The 14,452-nt window shown below is 33.9% G+C and carries 12 protein-coding genes and 3 pseudogenes; 5 read left to right on the forward strand and 10 right to left on the reverse strand.

The window, feature by feature from the left end:
• Positions 1–151: 151 nt before the first annotated feature.
• The 3 pseudogenes from NFS43_RS23555 to NFS43_RS23565 all read right to left on the reverse strand — a co-directional run.
• Positions 152–1,354: pseudogene (locus NFS43_RS23555) on the reverse strand (DNA topoisomerase); the annotation flags it as partial.
• Positions 1,355–1,956: 602 nt separating this feature from the next.
• Positions 1,957–2,742: pseudogene (locus NFS43_RS23560) on the reverse strand (IS256 family transposase); the annotation flags it as partial.
• Positions 2,743–2,994: 252 nt separating this feature from the next.
• Positions 2,995–3,253: pseudogene (locus NFS43_RS23565) on the reverse strand (hypothetical protein); the annotation flags it as partial.
• A 216-nt stretch (positions 3,254–3,469) separates the two neighbouring features.
• Here NFS43_RS23565 and NFS43_RS23570 point away from each other — a divergent pair.
• From NFS43_RS23570 to NFS43_RS23580, 3 genes are read left to right on the forward strand one after another with little or no spacing between them, the layout of a single operon-like run.
• Positions 3,470–4,555 carry an endospore germination permease gene (locus tag NFS43_RS23570; protein ID WP_251555394.1) on the forward strand — a complete coding sequence of 362 codons (1,086 nt, stop codon included), beginning with the start codon at positions 3,470–3,472 and terminating at the stop codon, positions 4,553–4,555.
• A complete protein-coding gene (locus tag NFS43_RS23575; protein WP_251555395.1) occupies positions 4,552–6,078 on the forward strand; it encodes a spore germination protein in 1,527 nt (508 codons plus the stop codon). The genes NFS43_RS23570 and NFS43_RS23575 overlap by 4 nt, the downstream gene beginning before the upstream one ends.
• Positions 6,075–7,241, forward strand: coding sequence for a Ger(x)C family spore germination protein (locus tag NFS43_RS23580; RefSeq protein WP_098797268.1), 1,167 nt, complete (start codon positions 6,075–6,077; stop codon positions 7,239–7,241). The genes NFS43_RS23575 and NFS43_RS23580 overlap by 4 nt, the downstream gene beginning before the upstream one ends.
• A gap of 136 nt (positions 7,242–7,377) precedes the next feature.
• Here NFS43_RS23580 and NFS43_RS23585 read toward each other — a convergent pair whose 3' ends face one another.
• The 3 genes from NFS43_RS23585 to NFS43_RS23595 form a co-directional block, all read right to left on the reverse strand.
• Entirely contained in the window at positions 7,378–8,196 is an 819-nt protein-coding gene (locus tag NFS43_RS23585; RefSeq protein ID WP_060668918.1) for an AraC family transcriptional regulator, read from the reverse strand.
• 617 nt (positions 8,197–8,813) lie between these two features.
• Entirely contained in the window at positions 8,814–9,002 is a 189-nt protein-coding gene (locus NFS43_RS23590) for a hypothetical protein (RefSeq protein ID WP_002081493.1), read from the reverse strand.
• 1 nt (position 9,003) lies between these two features.
• On the reverse strand, positions 9,004–9,444 hold the full coding sequence (locus NFS43_RS23595; RefSeq protein ID WP_031536672.1) for an Hsp20/alpha crystallin family protein: 441 nt from the start codon (positions 9,442–9,444) through the stop codon (positions 9,004–9,006).
• 176 nt (positions 9,445–9,620) lie between these two features.
• Between NFS43_RS23595 and NFS43_RS23600 the strand changes: the two genes are divergently transcribed.
• Complete coding sequence (locus tag NFS43_RS23600; RefSeq protein ID WP_060668912.1) at positions 9,621–10,061, forward strand: cell wall hydrolase; 441 nt, start codon at positions 9,621–9,623, stop codon at positions 10,059–10,061.
• A gap of 560 nt (positions 10,062–10,621) precedes the next feature.
• Here the strand turns inward: NFS43_RS23600 and NFS43_RS23605 are convergent.
• The 4 genes from NFS43_RS23605 to NFS43_RS23620 all read right to left on the reverse strand — a co-directional run bounded on the left by NFS43_RS23605 (position 10,622) and on the right by NFS43_RS23620 (position 13,337).
• Entirely contained in the window at positions 10,622–11,305 is a 684-nt protein-coding gene (locus NFS43_RS23605) for a DUF421 domain-containing protein (RefSeq protein WP_251555397.1), read from the reverse strand.
• Positions 11,306–11,660: 355 nt separating this feature from the next.
• Entirely contained in the window at positions 11,661–12,068 is a 408-nt protein-coding gene (locus NFS43_RS23610) for a GerAB/ArcD/ProY family transporter (RefSeq protein WP_251555398.1), read from the reverse strand.
• Positions 12,029–12,349, reverse strand: coding sequence for a GerAB/ArcD/ProY family transporter (locus tag NFS43_RS23615; protein WP_338150634.1), 321 nt, complete (start codon positions 12,347–12,349; stop codon positions 12,029–12,031). The genes NFS43_RS23610 and NFS43_RS23615 overlap by 40 nt, the downstream gene beginning before the upstream one ends.
• Positions 12,350–12,638: 289 nt before the next feature.
• A complete protein-coding gene (locus NFS43_RS23620) occupies positions 12,639–13,337 on the reverse strand; it encodes an N-acetylmuramoyl-L-alanine amidase family protein (RefSeq protein WP_251555399.1) in 699 nt (232 codons plus the stop codon).
• A gap of 342 nt (positions 13,338–13,679) precedes the next feature.
• Here NFS43_RS23620 and NFS43_RS23625 point away from each other — a divergent pair, with 342 nt between their 5' ends.
• On the forward strand, positions 13,680–14,123 hold the full coding sequence (locus NFS43_RS23625; protein ID WP_145524238.1) for a hypothetical protein: 444 nt from the start codon (positions 13,680–13,682) through the stop codon (positions 14,121–14,123).
• Positions 14,124–14,452 lie beyond the last annotated feature (329 nt).

The raw sequence follows: 14,452 nt of genomic DNA on the forward strand, positions 1-14,452 counted from the left end.
GGTCATTTTGGGATGGCAAAAACAGTAGTTTCATTTATTTATTAAAGCACCTTATTTCCAAAAAAATATATGGTGCCTATTCACGTTATATATTCACATGAGAAAGGCGTACATTCTTTTCATAATGTACGCCAATTTTTTGAAGCTAATATTAGACATTTGATTTCTGATTTTGAGGTGTGTTGATAAATTCCATTTTCCAACTAAAATAATCATTATCCGGATTTTTTTCATACCGTAGATTAGCATCAAATTTGTTCCCTTTTTTACTCGTAAGCCCCTTTACCTGAACTACACCATTTTTTAGTAAGGTTTTCACCATTGTTTTGGTAGGCTTTTTCTTCATTGTTGAAAGGAACTTGTCATTTTTCCAAATAACAAATTTACAGCCATTTTTCCAATTACTACAGCCAAATCCTTTTGTCCCTTCAATTATTCCATGACCACACACAGGGCATTTACCTAATACTTCAATTTCCCTTTTTTCTTTGGAAACTTCATTTAGAATAATATCTTTATCACCCTTAATTGTATTTACAGATTTTGTTGTAAAATCTACAATTAAGTTTATAAAATTTTCCTTTGAAAATTTTTGTTTTTCTATATCGGATAGTGTTTTTTCTAACCTACCTGTAAATTCTAAGTCAAACAGCTGCTTAACTGGAAATGTTTCAACTATCTTTTTTCCAAGCTCTGTGCATATTAAATTCTTGTTTTGGCTGGTAATATAACCGACATCTTTGAGTTTCTTAATAGTTTCAGCTCTGGTAGCCGGAGTTCCAATACTAAATCCACTTAAAACAGCAGCCATCATCTCTTCACTATTCTCATCTTCATGGCCTTTTCCACAAGTCTCCATTACCCTTAATAGTGTCTTTTCCGTATGATGTTTCGGTGGCTTTGTAACATGAGATGTCATATTATAATCAACTATATTTACAATATCATTGATATTTACATTTGGCAGAAAAGTATCCTTTGATTCAATTTTTTCAACCTTTTTCCAACCTTCTATAAGCTGTACTTTCCCCTTAGATAAAAAAATACCTTTAATATCGCTATGATTTACTTTTGTAGTTATTATCGTTTCCTCATACTCGGCAACGGGCATAAATTGCATAATAAAACGGTTTTTTATTGAGTTATAAACAATCTCTTCATCAGTTGTTAATGACTTAGGCATTAAATAAGTCGGAATTATAGCACTATGACTCTCTACTTTTGAATTATCAAAAACACGTTTTGTCTTTGAAAAGTTAATTTCATTTTCATATGGTAAATCCTTTTTTAAATTATCCAGTACTTTTGCAGCCTTTCCCACTAAACTCTCTTCCAAAACCACACTAGCCGTTCTGTATCTACAAAAAAGGGGACTTAATGAAAGTGGACTTAATGAAGTTAGGTTTAAAGCTAAGAACTAATAGGAATAAATTTATTATATTACATTTAGTAAATAAGCATCTATACATGTTTATTTCTTTATAAAGATTGTTTTAAAGGGGGGATTAGTTTAGCAGTTAAGGGTACAGAATGAGGAATGGTATGTTGATATGAAATTATTAAAATAGGGAGAAGATGTATTTTTATTGGATAAATAAAGGATGTGGAATAATAATGCATACACAAAATACTCATACAATTTAAAGACCTTCTTATAAGTCAGATAGAAAAGTTAATGAATTAAGATTAAATAAATTTTACAGTTAAAAGTAATGGGCCTTCGAAACATTGGTGGAAGTAAATTCTAATTGTTTAATAAAAAGCACATCATAGTGGGATAAATAATTTATATTCATTGTCTTTTGATGTTAAAAAGCAGAATTGAAAAATAACAAATGAGAGTAGTAAAAGGGAACTGACTTATTTGATTTAGGTCTATTAGAAAGTGCGAGTTAGATGAATAGAGCAGAAAGTATAAATGTCAGGGGCTGTCAAATAAAGTGTGTAAGTCCTAATTTACTCCATATACTTTAGGACTCGGTCTTTGAGGTTTTCGTGGAGTAAAAGTTGATTTATTACCATGGACCAGTTTTGAATAAACCCAACACTCCATTTCTTTTCTAATTCTTGAATACGTAAATATAGGACTTTGAACAGGGCATTTTCATTTGGAAATGCTCCTTTTTTCGTCACCTTTCGAAAGCTAGAATGAATGCTCTCTACGGCATTTGTGGTGTACATTACTTTGCGAATGGCACTCCCGTAGTCAAAAAGTTGCTCCACATGGTTGAAGTTGCGAACCCATACATCCACAGCACCTGGATAAGAAGTCCACTGTTTTTGAAAGGCATCGAAGGCGCTATGACAAGCTTTCAGACTAGGTGCTCCATACACCTTTTTTAAAGAAGCTGTAAAGGCTTTATACTCTTTAGTAGGAATATATTTAATGGAATTTCGAATCAAATGGACCATACAACGCTGCACAATCAGGTCAGGAAAAATGGCACGAGCACCTTCTTCTAGTCCACTTACTCCATCCATTGATAAGAAAAACACATCCTCTACACCACGTGATTTGATCTCATCAAAGATTTGCATCCATTTATGTTTACTTTCTGTTTCATTCAACCATATACCAAGGATTTCTTTCTTTCCGTCCATCGTATAACCTAGAATCGTATATACTGCATATTTCTTCGTCTCATACTGATTTCGTACAGTAGTGAACATGCAGTCTACGAACAAAAATGCATAACAGGGGCTTAAAGGTCTGGAATGCCATTCTTCTAGATGGGGTAGCATCAGTATAAGGGGATTCACAACGATAAGGAATTTCCAATATAAAAATCCTGATTTCCCATTCCCTAAACTGAGAAATTCGGCCTTTTTTTCGTTACCCAATAAAGAGGTACAGCCGACAAAATGCTGATATTATAGGCTAAGGCATTTTTTATATCCTAAGTGGACGTAGGGATGGAGTTCAAAATCTAGGTATAAATAAATATTCTCCTAGAAAGTACGTTCCGATCCTAATGGTGATATGTGCGGGAGAAAAACGTTACCTGATCGTACAAGATTTCTTAACTCGGTAAGAACAGACAACGCATAATTGGCGATTTATATTCCCATCATTATAAACGTGCTTTTGCCAGCGATTTGAGAGAAAGTTCAAAGGTGCGCCTTCTGGAATTCTTCGTTTATTATTTTTTGTTCATCTCTTTAATGGTCACAATAGCGTGAAGCAATGACTCTCCTGATTTTATATAGAAGTGATTTCTAAGGCATCTAACAATGTTGGGGTATGTTTACGTAAGTAGTTAAGAACGCGGTTGTTCTTACCTAGTAATTTGATTTTGGTTATACTTTGAATTTTTAAAGGTTACTATTATTTTCTGTGGCTGTTTCACAACGCTTTATTTAGTTGGTTTTCTGGATATAAATCAAATATTAGGTAATTATATAAAATATGGTAGCAAAAAGGAAAAACGAGATGGATAGTTAAAACAATAATGGGGTAAGAGGGTTGAAAATGGATCAAAATAAAGCAAGTTTTTCTACTATATTTGTTCTCTCTATGATGAGTATAGGATTAATGAACCATGTAATGGTGATACCCATGTTACTAAGCACAGCAAAGAGGGATTCTTGGATATCTGTACTAATTTCAGGAGTTTTATTTTTGGGGTGGCTTGTTTTTCTACAAGTAATTATTAAAAAAACAAATTACTCCCATTTATTTACTTGGATGAAGGACCGAGTTGGTAAAGGTGTTGCTTGGGGTCTTTCTTCGGTTGCCTATGTTTTTATCCTTTTATTAATTGGAGTTACCTTAAAGGATATGATTGTTTGGACAGTTACTTCCTATTTCCCTCAAAGTCCAGTTTTCATCTTAGCCATAGTTTTTCTAATCATTTGTTTTTTTGCTGCGACATCTAGCTTTGCTACCCTATCTATTATTTCAGGTTTTTTACTTGTTTTTGTTATTGCTTTAGGTTTTTTTGTCATGAGCCTAAATATTCCTCATAAGGATTACGCTCAAATATTCCCTATATTAGAACATGGTTTGAATCCTGTTTTGAAAGGCGTAATCTATAGTTCAGGTTCTCTAATGGAAGTTTCACTTATACTTTTCTTACAACACAAATTAAAACCCAACATTAAGGTTCGAAGTTTACTTTTTCTCGGAATTATCTTAATAGGGTTAACCCTAGGTCCCTTGTTAGGTTCAATTGCTATTTTTGGTCCAGAAGAGGCTGCTAATCAGAGGTATCCGGCATACGAGGAATGGCGATTATTAAAAATTGGTAAATATATTGGACATGTAGATTTTTTTTCTATTTATCAATGGCTGTCAGGTGGATTTATAAGAATAAGTTTAGGTTTGTTTATAATTGGACAGCTATTTCCATTTGAGAACGATAAGAATAGACATTTATTAATAGGGTTTAGCTCACTAATTACATTGTTGATGGTTCTTCTACCTATTAGTGATATGCAATTTGTTCGCTTTTTGCAAAATATATATTTTTATTTATCGCTTCTATTTTTAATTATCTTTTCTTTAAGCATTGGGTTATTAGCCTTTTTAAAAGAGAAAAGGGGAGATAATTCTTGAAATTTAATAAATATAAAAAACAAAAGGAACTGAACTCTTATCATACTACCTTTCAGAATACTGATGAAGTAAATGAAGAGAAAATTCGTTCAACTTATCAAAAAAGTGAGGATGTTAAAGTTGTACTACATAAATTTACTGATGAACAACAAGAAATAGATACCATATTTATCTATTGTGAGAATTTGGTTGATAAAAAACAAATAAATCAAATCATTATTCCACAACTAAAAAAAATGACAACAAAAAATTACTATAAAATATTCAAAGATTGCGTGGAATGGAATCAAGATGACCTGGAATGGACACCTTTAAAGGTGGAAACAGGGTTAAATTCCATCTCTTTAGAGATCTTCGATGGTAATTTAGTCATTTATTTTCCGGAATTTAGCGCTTTTTTTTCTGTTAGTGCATCCAATAAACCAAACCGTTCAACTGAACAATCCAATTACGAGGTATCTGTTCGTGGCCCAAGAGATAATTTCACAGAGGATATCTCAACAAATATTGCACTAATTCGAAAAAGACTAAGGTCGCCAACGCTATCTTATCAAACTTATACGATAGGAACAAGAACTCAAACTAAGGTGGGATTATTATATCTAGAAGATGTGGTTAATACGGAGATGCTAGATACTATTCGGGAACGATTATCTAATGTTGAGATTGATGGAATTATTAGTTCAACTCAATTGCAGGAGATGGTGTCCAAACAATCACTTTCTATTTTCCCACTTTCTGCTGATACATCCAGACCTGACTTTGCAGTTGAATGTTTATTACAAGGTAGAATAATCATAGTAGTAGATGGCTCACCATTAGTCATTATTGCTCCTGTAACCATTACTTTTTTGATTAAAGCAGCAGAGGATTCACATTTTAATTATTTACCCATTTCATTAGCTCGATTTTATAGATGGGTGGGATTTCTTTTAGCTGTCTACTTACCCGGGTTTTGGATGGCACTACTTGCATACCATCAAGATCAAATTCCATTTCCTCTTCTTGCGACTGTAACTGTTGCAAGATCGGGGTTGCCATTTCCTGCACCATTAGAACTTATGATCGTTTTATTCCTGTTTGAAATGTTCCGTGAAGCTGGTCAAAGATTACCTTCCCCTCTTGGACAAACTCTCTCTGTCGTTGGAGGACTCATTCTTGGAGACGCTGCAATTCGGTCGGGTTTTATTTCTCCTTCGGTCATCGTTATTACGGCTCTTTCTGCCATCTCAGGGTATACACTAGTGAACCAAATATTAGCAAGTTCAATATCCATTCTTAGAGGATTTGTTCTTGTTTGCTCGATTTTTATGGGTTTATACGGTTTTATGCTTGGAGGATTTATGATTGTCATTTATATGGCAAGGTTACGTTCTTTCGGAATCCCTTACTTAGCTTTAGTATTTCCGAAGTCTAGTTCAGATCTTTTCAAGGCGCTATTTCGGTTACCATGGAAAAGTTATAGAGAACGTGTTAGTTATGTTCGTACGCGGGATAGTACAAAGACGGATGAAGGGGAGTGACAATCCTGAAACTACGTAGGTTCTTTTTAATTAGCATACTAACTCTCTTTAGTCTGGTATTATCGGGATGTTGGAATATCAAAGAAATACAAGATATTTACTATGTTGCAGCACTTGGAATTGACTATAAAGATGAAAAATATATAGCTTATGTTCAATTACTGGACTTTTCTAATGTGGCTAGACTAGAAGGTGCTAGACCTGATAAACAACCACCGATTTGGATTGGGAGAGGTGAGGGAATTACGATGACAGAAGCGTTAAATCAATTATACAAGGACGCACAACAAAGACTTTTTTGGGGACATGTGTCTACATTGATTTTGAGTAATAAATTACTTGAGCAAGATATCAAATCCTCTATTGATTTTATAAATCGATATAGAGAAATACGTTATAATATCCAATTTTATGCTACAAATGAATCCATTGAAGACGTACTTAAAACAAAATCATTTTTCACTTTATCTGGACTCTCGACGATTCTTCACGAACCAAATGAAAGTTATAAGCAAAGATCCTACATACAACCCATTCAATTTTTCCAATTTATTCGAGATAGCAATCCTGTTGGACAAACAGCTTTCATTCCTTCAATAAAAATATCCACTGAAAATTGGAAAGAGGAAGATAAAAAAGCACCATTGTTAAGAAATGACGGCGCTGTCTTTATAAGAAATAACCATCTACAAGGATGGCTTTCTGAATCTGATTTAAACGGTCTAAGATGGATAGATGAAAAAACTGTTCGATCTCCTTTGTGGATAGTTGAAGATGATCAACCGGTTGTTTCTATAGTATTAGAAAAACCAAAGGTGAGGATAACTCCAGTTATTACTAACGAACAAGTGAGATATAAAATTAACGTATCCTTACAAGCCGGAATAAACGAAAAGTTAAAAGAAATTAGTGAAAACAAGTTAGTTGCTAACACTGAAAAAATAATAAGAGCTGAGATTTTAAATACTTTTGAAAAAGGAGTGGAGATAAATTCAGACGTTTATAGGTTAGGTGAAATATTATATCGGGAGAACCCTCAGAGATGGAATCAAGAGATAAAAGAAAAGCCATTTTTTTTAAATAAGGATAGTATCGAGCATATCAACATACAAGTTAATTTAGTGAACTCAGGAAAATTGAAATACCAAGAAGGTCATTATTAGAGTGATTTAGCTAAATTTCACAAAAGTCAATTCTTTATGTATGGAATTGACTTTTTAATTATATTTCTGATAGCGTATAATATTTGCGTTTCGTCTGCAGAGTCCCATAAACACATTCTATTACTGAATATGTAATTTACTTCGGGATAACAGGGACCCAGAGTTCGTGTCTTGGTTTATGCTTCGGACCGTAATAACATTCTATACAAGGTAAATTTGCAAGTTCATACTCGGAGTTAGGAACCCACTCGGTATATAAACGTTTCCATGCATCTACTATGTTCGGAAATACTGCCCATGTACTTGCGGGTATAATAAGCGTCTCCATATTTTCAGGGGATTCCCCATCGTATCTTACGCCCATGAAATAGGAAAATTCTTCATCTGTTATGGCGGCTTCTTTTCCGCAAACCCCCAGAAGGCTTTCAAGCGTGCATTTTGGATTTTCCCATGACATAGCTACTAGTTCTTGCATAAATCCATCTTTTTTCGCGGTGTTCCAAAGCGTAGGGATTGTTTTAAATGCTCTGCTTGTTTTTACTGGCTTACTTTTTCCTACAATTCTTAATTCAAAATCAAGGTTTTCAATTCTGTAATCCATCTCGGTATCTCCTTTAATAGTAATTTGAAAGGATATTCTGGGAAAGGCTTTTAACTGTACCCCTCTATTATGAGCATTGGAAGGGGTTACTCCATGCATTTTTTGAAAAGCACGTGAGAAAGTATCAGAAGAAACATAACCATATTTAACTGCCACATCGATGATCCGAATTTCACTTTTTTGAATTTCAAATGCTGCGAGTGTTAACCGTCTACGTCTAATATATTTTGAGAGCGATACACCTGAGATTGAAGAGAACATTCTTGAAAAGTGAAACTCGGAAAATTTAGCTACTTTTGCAGTTTCTTTGTAGTCTATTTCTTTATTTTCAATGAAGTTTAACGCATGGTTCATTCTTTTAGCCAATTGTGAACATCAAGTAGAATGACACAATTTCTGCTATAATAACTGAAACACATTACTGGAAGTTATCATTCACATTTTATAGTGAATTGCATCCTCTAATAACAAGACATCTGTTAATCATTTTCTGATTTTATAAGGCAAAGATAAGTAACAAAGAGACAATAATACATTTTAATAAGTAAAATAATGTATTTTTGAGCTTTCTATATGTAGTTATTGAATTAAAACAGTTTAGTTAAAGTACATTTATTTGCATACTTATTTTCAACAATGTAATTCAAGAAGAAGTAGAAAAAGAAATTACCTCTATGCAATAATAAGCAAGGAATGGGGGGGATAAGTTATCCTTATGTTAAATACTATCTACCGAGGTAATTAATTGAACGAAGTTTGAATTTATTCAAAATAAATACCCTGTATTACTCTAGTATAATAGATTTGGTTCTTACAACAATCTATACATAGTTTCTTATGTATCTTTAGGTGAAAACTCACAAAAAATAAAGAAAATACAGTAAGGGCATTTTTTTTACCTCTTAACTTTGTTACAACAATAGGGATGCCAAATTCGACACCCCCTTGTTTAGATAGTTCTAATCGGAAGATTAGTTAATATTGTTTTTAATATATGATGACTTAATGTTATGAGCAAGTTCATCTAATATAGCTTTCTTCTTATTATTTGAAGAATGACAAGTTAATATAAGCAAATCCACTAATTCTGGTTGCATATTAGATATCTCCTGCAAATAATCCTTATCAAATTCTTTCATAACTTCATATAATTTGCTCATTTTAATGAAATTCCACATCAATTTTCTTTTTATTATTTGGTGTAGTCTTTAACATTTTTACTTCTAATACACCATTTTTATAGGTTGCTGATACTCCCTCGGTAGATACAAGACTCGGAAGTGTTATAGCTCGGTGAAAACTACCTGTGTAACGTTCTTTTCTATACATATTTTTTTCTTTTGTTTCATTTGTTTTGTTTATAGAACCGCTAATCGATAATACATTATTTTCAATATCAATGTTTACGTCTTCTTTTTTCTCAAGTCCCGGTATATCACAAGTTGCAACAACTTCATTTTCACTTTCATGCACATCTACCTTAATACTTCCAAAGTGCTCTTTGTCCCCACTAAAATCAAACGGTAGGTCAGAAAAGATACGGTCAAAATCTCTTCTTATATTTACTAATTGTCTAAATGGGTCATAAGGTGTTAATGCCATAGTTACATTCCTCCTTCATTTATCATTCATATTCTCTTCATTTCTCATGAAATTATTAGCTTATGTATTATTTTCCTAATTTTTTAACAATTCATTTTAACTCGCTCATTAGTAAACTTCAACAAGGAATTTCTGATGAACAACGTTCATATAATTAGATATAGGGAGTGATAAAAGTGCCACGAGTAAAATATACCGAAAGTGATGTTGCATTGATGGCAAGGATGATGAGAGCAGAAGCTGAAGGAGAAGGACGACTAGGGATGCTTTTGGTTGGTAATGTCATTGTAAACCGACTAAAAGCAGATTGTTTAGATTTTTTAAATTTAAGGTCAATAAGGGACGTGATTTTTCAAGTACAAGGAGGAAATTATTCTTTTGAAGCAGTACAAAAAGGGAATGTTTTTTATCAACGTGCAAGAGATGTCGAAAAAAGATTAGCACGAAAAGCATTAGATTATTGGAGAGAGCATCCTTCTAAATATGCTCTTTGGTATTTCAATCCATATGGTAAATGCCCACCTACTTGGTACGCTCAACCATTAGCAGGTCAATATAAACAACATTGTTATTATGAACCCCAAGCTAATACATGCGAAAGCGTTTATAGATGGTAAAGCAGCATACGAATTGATATGTATTAATAAATAATTTGTTATCGATTATTAAGCTTGTATCGAAGATTTCGAAGAATCATTGTTACAAGCTTATATTACTTGCTTATCTTCAATAGTCGTGTCTTTTAAAACGATTAGGGATTCAATCCTTGTTGTAGATAAGGTCTCGTTATCTTAATATAGTACTTGTACTTTTTTTGCTCCATCTCCATCTGAAAATGAACGCATCCGTTAGTGAAGTAAAGTTATCGCTTCAGCCTCCAACTGATACCATTTTTCCACTGTAATATTTATCTAAGTTATCCCACTAATTTTTAGACTCTGACTTTAGATACTTATAATACATTCTTCCATAAAAAAGGACCTTTTGTTTAAGGCTTAATGACAGGGTTGCTGCTCTAGACCGCAAATTATAGTTTTCCATCCTCTAATAAATAGATTACACTCAAGGAACAAACACCCTATCAGATAAATTCATAAAACGGATTCTCTGGTTCATCTTTTTTTAAATCCACATTATATTCACCAAGAAAATTGATGTGCTCCTATCCTAACAAATTTTATTTAGGACTTACATGTATGCCTTCACTCTCTCTCCAATCTGCGTAAAGTATACGCTTTACATTATCATATCCATTGTTAGTTAATTGGTTATCTAACCACTGTTGATCAAATCCGAGTTCATGTAAATTATCCCATAATATTTCCCCATCTATAATTAACGATGTTGGGAGATCTACTGAACTTTCTGGAAGATTGAGATCTTGCTTGTCTGGTTTTTGATACTTGGATTTTAATAATAAACTTATTTGCCCATTAGCTTCCAATATACCGTATTTGACTTCACGAACTGAAAAGACATTATTTTGACGGAGTATACTCAATACTTGATTTACATCCAATTTGTTCTTTGTAAGTAACTTTCTGTCCATAACACCATCACGAATGATGATGTTAGGATTGCCTAATAAGAGAGAACGTGTCGATTTATTTTTTAGAGTCATATACTCTATTCCCAACATAAGAAACGTCCACAATCCGATGGCATATAAAAAATGAAAAATTCCTACCTTATCTTCATAAATGGTATTTCCTAAAAAATCTCCAAGTACTAACACAAAAACTAAGTGAAACGGGGTTAACTGATAGATGGATGTTCTGCCTGTTATGATAATGATAAAAAATAAAGTTGCAAAACCAACGATGACTTTGATCGTCAGTAAACCAATATTAACTTCTTCCAAAGTTTTTACCTCCAATTTAAATTTTACTTAGTTGTAAGATCTTGAGGTTTAGATAAAGAGGCTAGTTTTAGTATTAAAGCTCGAGTTACTATTCCAACAATGATGTATTATATGAACGAATATCTGTATCTCCACTCTAAATAATTATCAAGTTTGACCCACTCGCAAAAGAGTTCACCTAATAGGCATATGTTAGTGCCATAATGATCTGGGCTAAAATAAAAGATGTCCATGTTCTAAACAATAAATGTACCGGATATCTACTGATAAATCGAAAAAAATAGACATGCTCCACATATTCTCCCAGTCTCACGATTCTCCATTGAGCGTAAGCGGGGTATCTTTGGTTAGCCACTTAATCAGGATCAAATATCGCAATCGATTCCATCAATGGTCCTAACGTAAGTCCTGAAAGGATGAAGCACATCAACATCAAGCTTTTAAATCTTGGTTTTTTTGTTAACTTGTGCTGAAGCAGCAACATCAACAAAGACAACTCCAGCAATCCCCCGGCAACGTAAGGAATACCTTTCCATAATGGAGCTGTCCCGTTTTCTAACAAAGGAAAAAGCAGGGTATAATCTTTAAACTGAAAATTGGCAAGCGCCACAAGATGCCCTAGAATAACAACAAATGGCAACAATATTCCGCTTACAATTGCAATTGTACGGAGTCCTTGAAAAGCAGCAAAGAAGCATGCAACAAGTGTTGTTCCCGCAAGAACTAGTATCGGAGTTTGCGGCAAGTAAGACGCGATGCCCATGTTAGAGGATCTTTTAAGGAAATAAAGCCCATGAGGCATAATAACAAACTATAAATAATCACTAAGATTGCAGATAAAAACTTTCCAAAGTGCTGATCTAGCCACTTTTTAATGTGTTGATTGTTCATGTTTTGAATGATGTAGTTCAAGCAACCAATCCAAACAGGTGAAGCGACAAAAACAAGAAGCACTACGAGCCAGGCATCTCTGTTTGATGCTTCTAGTAGTAAAGGTATAATAATAACGTGGTTCATTAATCCAACCGAAAGCATAATAATCATGTATGACTGAATAAAAGTAATCTTAGGCAAAAACTCAACTAAAATCCAACAATTGGAAATAGAAACATCATGAGTTATAATTCCCACAACAACTTCGTTCTATTCATCTGATATTAAGCTATCACATTATGAGTCCTCGCTTATATCGGCCGGATCAACTTAGAGCAAGAAAAAAATGCTAAGCCCGTCACATCAAAGGCTTAGCGTATATTTTGTTCATCCAGCATGGCTATCCATTTTGATAAAACTTTAACGTGCTCGCAATCAAACAACCGTTTTCCCAACGAAACTACACATTTTCAATAATAATCCTTTGTGCTGTTCTCAGGTTGCGTTGTACAGTTCTCAACACATTTTCTTCTTCTGCGTAAGCCCCTACTTGCACACCGTCAACAATTACACGTTTAATAGCCATATTGCTTTCCAGATAAGTCGATTTTCTCTTCAAATTAAATGCGCGTGCTATACCATTAACATGACCTTGAGCGACCGCTTGCCGCCAATTCGGGTCTCTTAGTTTTTGGGCATCGCTTGCATGATCAATAAATCCGTTCTCCGTTAATAAAGCGGGCATTCTGGTTTCTCGCAGTACATGGAAATTGGCCTTTTTTTTGCCACGATTATACAAGTTATTTACTTTGACAATTTCTTCATGCATAATGTCCCGAATTAACGCTGTTCTCGATGAATCGGACAAACTGTTATGAATATAATCTTCATACCCATGAGCTGAACCGTTAAATGCATTAACGTGGATGGATAGAAAATAATCTGCACCCCAAGCATTCGCATCATCTGTACGTTCTTTCAAACTGATCGTAGTATCTGCTGTTCTACTCATTCTTATCTGCAGACCTTCATACTGGTTTTCCAAGAGATTTCGGATGCTATGGGAAATATTTAAGGTAATTTCTTTTTCCTGCATCCCATTGCCAATAGCTCCTGAGTCCACTCCCCCGTGACCAGGATCTAAATATAGTTTAAACATTTTACATCACCTCGTACAAATAAAATATGATCGAAGAGTAACGGAAGTATAGGAATTTGTCTGAGATACATATAAAAATAGGTGATGATAGGTATTTCATTTCATTGAATCAGTATTTAAAATTTTCCAAATGCGAGACCATATGTATGAGCAGTAGCAATTAATGTTCCATATTTTTCGTGGGTCAGGCAAACTCTTGTTCATCTAGACAGTAGGCTGATTGATTATTGATTCTTCTTTCTTAACAAAACACCTAAGTGTTTCTCTGCACATATACTGTTTCATTACTACAGGATTATGATTAAATACAACTCAATCCATACATAAAATAATCAAGGAATTTTGAAAATTGCACAGACAACCAAAGTTAGTATCCCCTTTCCATCCGTATGGGGGATTGATGCTTCTATTGCGGGGAGATCTATTATTAGAGGTATACTTACCATTGATTCCATTGTAGACAACAAAGTAATGGGTACAGTTAATTTTCGTGGTATACCTATTCCGATTAATGGGTATTGGGACGAAAGCGCTAAACAAATAAGTTTCGATTCACCATATGCCTCCTTTTTTGGCAACTTAACAATATTTGATGAGACCGCTATAAGCATTCGGCATTTCGTTTTAAGTGGACGGTTTATAATGAAACCTCCCTCTTTGCTGGCTGGTGAATACGGAACTTGGATTGCTACAACCTTTACAACCCGTTTGGGACCTCCCATATATACTAATGTTTTACCACCTGCTGGTGCCTTTTCAGTCTCAAGTATGCTATTGACACCGTAATTGTTTTAATTAGACTATGACTTTTAAAAAAACAACCTTAGTTTGTGTATGACTAAGGTTGTCTTTTATAAAGTGTTCTCGTAAAATGCAACCTTGCTTTAAATCTGAGTTTAGCGTATATCTCCGTTAAAATGTACTCGGGAACCTTAGAGGATCTTGCCTAGTTAGATAAACAAATATTGATACTTTTTTATAGAAATAGCCTGCTTAGTTAGGTACGTTGTATCACAATCCCCGGAAATTTTTAATATAAGGAATGAATGCTTAATTTTTCTTCCGATAGCTTTCTATATAATGAAGCTCTAGATTCATTTGTGAAATCACAAATG

It is taken from the genome of Neobacillus muris, assembly GCF_943193175.1.
GTDB classification, from domain to species: Bacteria; Bacillota; Bacilli; order Bacillales; family Cytobacillaceae; genus Neobacillus; species Neobacillus muris.